This is a genomic window from Nonomuraea aridisoli (assembly GCF_003236395.1).
Taxonomy (GTDB): domain Bacteria; phylum Actinomycetota; class Actinomycetes; order Streptosporangiales; family Streptosporangiaceae; genus Nonomuraea; species Nonomuraea aridisoli.
Map to the genome: position 1 here is coordinate 1 of NZ_POUD01000424.1, position 5,233 is coordinate 5,233.

The 5,233-nt window shown below is 72.0% G+C and carries 5 protein-coding genes; 2 read left to right on the forward strand and 3 right to left on the reverse strand.

Features of this window, described 5'->3' with window-relative positions:
* The 3 genes from C1J01_RS45925 to C1J01_RS45935 all read right to left on the reverse strand — a co-directional run.
* A partial coding sequence (locus C1J01_RS45925; RefSeq protein ID WP_268958817.1) for a proton-conducting transporter transmembrane domain-containing protein occupies positions 1-1,038 on the reverse strand: 1,038 nt, incomplete at its 3' end.
* A 162-nt stretch (positions 1,039-1,200) separates the two neighbouring features.
* Complete coding sequence (locus tag C1J01_RS45930) at positions 1,201-2,436, reverse strand: alpha/beta hydrolase (RefSeq protein WP_235855119.1); 1,236 nt, start codon at positions 2,434-2,436, stop codon at positions 1,201-1,203.
* 388 nt (positions 2,437-2,824) lie between these two features.
* A complete protein-coding gene (locus C1J01_RS45935) occupies positions 2,825-3,244 on the reverse strand; it encodes an SRPBCC family protein (protein ID WP_111185297.1) in 420 nt (139 codons plus the stop codon).
* A gap of 128 nt (positions 3,245-3,372) precedes the next feature.
* Here C1J01_RS45935 and C1J01_RS45940 point away from each other — a divergent pair, with 128 nt between their 5' ends.
* Together C1J01_RS45940 and C1J01_RS45945 are read left to right on the forward strand one after the other, a co-directional pair.
* Entirely contained in the window at positions 3,373-4,989 is a 1,617-nt protein-coding gene (locus tag C1J01_RS45940; RefSeq protein WP_220040451.1) for a TIGR02677 family protein, read from the forward strand.
* The coding region (locus tag C1J01_RS45945) for a DUF2398 family protein (protein ID WP_146615988.1) at positions 4,986-5,233 on the forward strand (248 nt) is incomplete at its 3' end. The genes C1J01_RS45940 and C1J01_RS45945, both read left to right, overlap by 4 nt.

A 5,233-nucleotide genomic window follows, 5' to 3' on the forward strand; every position in this document is an offset into this window, starting at 1 on the left:
CACCTCCCGCGTGCCCGCCGCGTGGTCGACGATCCCCACCACCAGGAACAACGACGCCTTGAACAGCGCGTGCGCCGGCAACATCCCCACCCCTGCCAGCGCGGCCCCCTGGTTGCCCGAGCCGAACAGCGCCACGAGGAAACCGAGCTGGCTGACGGTGCCGTACGCCAGCAGGCGCTTCAGGTCCGTCTCGCGCAGCGCCCGCCACCCGCCGAGCACCATCGTGACCAGACCGAGCGGCACCGCCACGGCCCGCCACACCGTCACGTCGCCGAACACCGGGCCCAGCCGGGCCACCAGGTACACCCCGGCCTTCACCATGGCGGCCGCGTGCAGGTACGCCGACACCGGCGTGGGCGCGGCCATCGCCGCCGGCAGCCACGTGCTGAACGGGAAGATCGCCGACTTGGCCAGCGCCCCCGTCAGCACCAGCACGAGGGCCACCGGCCCGGCGTCCGGTGGGCGGGCGGCGATGTCGGAGATCCGGTAGCTGCCGGCCGCCTCCCCGATGAGGACGAACCCGGCCAGCATGGTCAGGCCGCCGAACGTGGTGACCGTCAGTGCCTTCATCGCCGCCTGCCGGCTCGCCCGGCTTCCGGGGTCGTAGCCGATGAGCAGGTAGGAGAAGACGGTGGTCAGCTCCCAGAAGACGTACAGCAGGATCAGGTCGTCGGCCGCCACCAGGCCCAGCATCGACCCGGCGAAGGCCACCATGGCGCCGCCGTAGCGGCCGAGCCCGTCGTCGCCGCGGCCGAAGTAACGCACGCTGTAGACCAGCACGAGCACGCCCACGCCGGTGACCAGCGTCATCATCAGCACGGCCAGCGGATCGGCGCGGAACGACAGCTCCAGCCCCAGCACCGGAGCCCACGGCCGGCTCTCCCGCGCGGGCAGGCCGCGCACCGCCAGCCACACCGTGTAGCCGAAGGCGGCGGCCGGGGGGACCGCCAGCAGGAAGAAGGAGGCGCGGCCCAGGCGCACGGCGAGCCATGGAGCGCAGACGGCCGCGACCGCGTGCAGGACCAGCAGCGACTCCATGGGCTCCTCGGGCGGGAATCTCCGGCTACGTCCGCCCAATCTGCCCCGTCACGTCACCGAGTCCGCGCAGGCACTCCCGGGATTGACCCGAACGTCACCGGCCCCACACCGTCGTGTGGGACGGTGCGGGGCCGGTGAGACGAGCAGGGGTGTGCAGGGGTGTTACACCTTGCAGGCTCCGTCCTGCGGGCGCTTCGCGCTGATCAGGTATTCGTCGATTTTCCGGTCGAGGCAGTACGACCCGCCGTAGGCGGTGTGGCCGTCGGCGTCGTTGGTCAGCAGCACGCCGTTGGACAGCTGCTTGGCCAGCGACTTGGCCAGCTTGTACGGCGTCGCCGGGTCACGCGTCGTGCCCACGACCACGATCGGCGGCGAGCCCTGGGCCCGCACCTTCTTCGGGTAGCGGGTGCCCTTGACCGGCCAGTGCGGGCAGGGCGCCTCGGGATGGTCGACGCAGTTGATGGCCATGAGGGCCTCGAAGTCGTTGTCGTAGGTGCCGTCGGTGCGCCGCCCGTTGCCGACGTCGGCCAGGCGCAGCAGCTTCGTCCCGTCACCCTTGAACGCATCCGCGAGAGCCTTGCGCAGATGCGGCCACGAGGTGGTCTGGTACATCGAGAAGTCCACCGCCGCCCGCACGACCGCCTCGTTCACCTGGCGGGCGTCGCGGGTGTTGCGCAGCGGCGCGTCGTCGGCCCGTGCGTAGAGCTTGTCGAGCTCGTCCAGCGCGCCCTCGACCGTGCGCTGGCGGAACGGGCAGTCGGCGGACTTGAAGCAGTCGCGCAGGAACGACTTCGTCGCGATCTCGAAACCGCGGTCCTGGTCCTCGGTGAACGCGTCCATGTCCAGCGACGGGTCCTCCGCGCCGTCCAGCACCATGGCCCGCACCCGCTTCGGGTACATGTCCGCGTACAGCGAGCCCAGGTAGGTGCCGTACGAGAAGCCCAGGTACGTCAGGCCGGCGTCGCCGAGGGCGGCCCGCATCACGTCCATGTCGCGCGCCGCGTCGACCGTGCCGACGTGGGCGAGGAGCTTCTTGCCGGAATGCTGCAGGCAGTTCTTGGCGAAGGTGCGGTCCCACCGCTCCGCCTGCTTCTCCTCGCCGGCGGTGTCTGGCGTCGGGTCGATCGACAGGTAGGCGTCGAGGTCGAGCGTGCCCAGGCAGCGCACCGGCGAGGAGCCGCCGACTCCGCGCGGGTCGAAACTCACCACGTCGAAATGCTCGCGCACGGCCGGAGAAACGGTGCCGTTGCTGTCCTTCAGCGACTCGACGCCGGACGCGCCGGGGCCGCCGAAATTGAGGACGATCGAGCCGATCTTCTTTCCCGTGGCGGGCAGGCGGATCAGTGAGATCTGAATCTGTTCGGCTTCGGGATGCGCATAGTCCAGCGGCACGGACATTTTGCTGCATTCGAAACCGTTGCCGCAGTCTCCCCAGGTCAGGCGCTGACCGTAGAAACGGTCGAGCTTCCCGGGGGCCGCTGCTTTGGCCATGCCGGAGAATCCCGACATAGCTAGCGCGCCTGCCATGAGAGGCGAAAGAATTTTGGACAGGATTCGCATGGTTCCAAGGGGTGGACGGCAAAGGATCCGACGTGTTGGAATGACGGCCGAATAGATCGTTTGCGGGAAACGTCCTAGCCAGGCTAGCTGAGCTCAGGGGGTTCAACGAATACCATGACGGGTAAAATTCCCCGTCACATCAGAACCGCCGGTACCAAGAGTGCCGCCTTTTCCCGTCCTCGCCGCGGCATCCCCGATCAGCGCGGGGTTTCCGGCCGAAGGTAGATCATCCGGCGTCGTGGATGCGGCTGTCGACCTCTTCGGCGAGGCGGTCGAGGGAGCGGTCGAGCAGCTCGCGCACCTCGTCGGCGCGCGGCCCGGAGTCGGGCTCGTCGAGCAGGCTGATGTGCACCGTGACCTCGCTCGTCCCGCTGGCCGCGTCGGACACCTGCAGCCAGCCGGAGTAGTCGGGGTGGTCGCGCCCGCCCCACTCGACCCTGAGCTGCTCCTCCGAGACGCGGAACAGGCCCTCGTGGTGGCCCGCGCCGGGGACGAGGTCGCCGTCTGCCTCGATGGTTCCGGGCCCGGTGTCGTGCACCGACAGGCCCTGGGGCAGCCAGCGGTCCATGAGCTCGACGTCGGACGCGACGCCGAAGACGACCATGCTCTCCGCGGGCATTCCGCGCGTCGCCTCGAACTCCGCCATTGCCGTCCCCCCGGGTTCCGATAATGGTGGCGCCGTACCCCCGTGATGTGCTCGCAAACAGCGGTCGCCGCGAAGCCCTGTGACGCTACGGTTGCTCGTTGTAATCGTCCGGGGGAGGGAGCGGGGTGATGGCGGAGCCGCCACGAGTGCCGCCCGAGATGTTCCGGTTCACCACCACCGAGCGCGCTGACCTGCACACCGCTGTGCTGCACGCCTTCGGGGAGGCCGACGAGCGGCTGGAGACGGCGCTGACGGCGGAGGAGGTGCGCGAGCGGCTGCGCGCGGTGGGCTGGTACGCGCCGGTCGGCGAGCAGGACCTGGCCGGCACGCTGAAGCAACTGGCCGGCTGGGGACTGCTCGACGTGATCTTCAACCACGCGGGCGCCTTCGCCACCGCCGAGGAGTACGAACGCAGGAACCTGCAGTACGCGCTCACCAGGCGCGGCGAGGCCGCCCTCGCCGGGATGCGGCACGCGATGGCCGTGCTGGCCTCGGCGGGCGCGCTGCAGACCGCCGTCCTCGACGCCATCGCCGACCGGCTGACGGAGCTGGACGGCCTGCTCGGCGACCCCGACCCCGGCCGCAACCGGCGCATCTTCACGAGCCTGCAGGAGCTGGAGGCCCACCTCGACGCGCTGCGCGGCAACACCCGGCGGTTCAACGGCGAGCTGCAGCGGCTGCTGCGCGTCGAGGGCGCCGACCTGGCCACGTTCCATGAGGTCAAGGCCACCACGGTGGCCTACCTGCAGGAGTTCGTGACCGACCTGGAGCAGCGCGGCGACACCATCGCCGCCGCCCTGCGGGCGGTGGCGGCGCACGGCGCCGGCGTGCTGCACGCCCGTGCCCTCGACGGCGCCGACCTGCCTCAGACGCCCGGCGCCGACCCCGCGGCCGACTGGCTGGCGGCTCGGCGGGAGCGGTGGGAGGGGCTGCTGCTGTGGTTCGCGCCCGGCGAGGCCGGCGCCGTGCCGCGGGTGCGGCTGCTGCACGACGTGGCGCGGCGGGCCATCGTGGCGCTGCTGGAGGTGCTCGACCGGATCACCGACTCCCGCCGCCGCTCCTCCAGCGCCGCCGCCGACTTCCGCACACTGGCCCGCTGGTTCGCCGCCGCGCCCAGCGAGGACGACGCCCACCGGCTGTGGGACGCCGCGTTCGGGCTCGGCCCGGCCCGCCACGCCCACCTGGGCCACGCCGACGCCGAGCTGATCCCGTCCGGCGTCCCGTGGGCGCAGGCCGAGCCGGTCGAGGTGTCGGCGCTGCTGCGCTCCAGCGGCCGCACCGAGCGCATGGGCCGCACCGGACGGATCCGCGACGTGGCGGCGGTGCGGGCCGAACGCCGGGCCAGGGCCGAGAAGGAACGCGCCGAGCTGGAGGCGGCCTGGGCCGCGCTGGCCACCACGGGCGCGCTGCGGCTGTCGGAGCTCGGGGAGCTCGACCACGAGCCGTTCGGACGGCTGCTCGACCTGCTCGGCCGGGCCCTCGCCGAACGCCCCGACGCGACCGGCGTCCGGCGGGCGGTCACCTCCGACGGCCGGGTGGAGATCGTGCTGCGGGCCCCGGGCGACGGGGCGGTGGCCGTGCTGCGCACCCCCGAAGGGTGGCTGCGCGGGCCCGACTACCTCATCGACGTGCGCGCCGTCGGCGACGCTCCGCGGCCGGCCAGGACGGCGGGCGGCGAGGCGCTCACGGCGGCCAGGGCGGCCGTGGGCGAGGCCCTGACGGCGGCCAGGGCGGCGGGCGCATGAGCAGGCCGGCCAATCAGCTCGTCAGGGCCGAGAAGGAGGAGATCGCGCGTGCGATCAGGACCCTCCTCGGCCGTCCGCTCGTGTCCCGGCACGACGACCCGGCCGCGTTCGACCTCGTCAGGAAACGCCGCCGGCCGCTCGTGCAGTGGTTCGACTACTTCTGCGGCTGGCGGCTCGTCGTCGAGCCGCGCCAGGGCTACGCCCGCCTGGTCAAGGTCAGGTCCGAGCCCGCCGCCACCCGGCC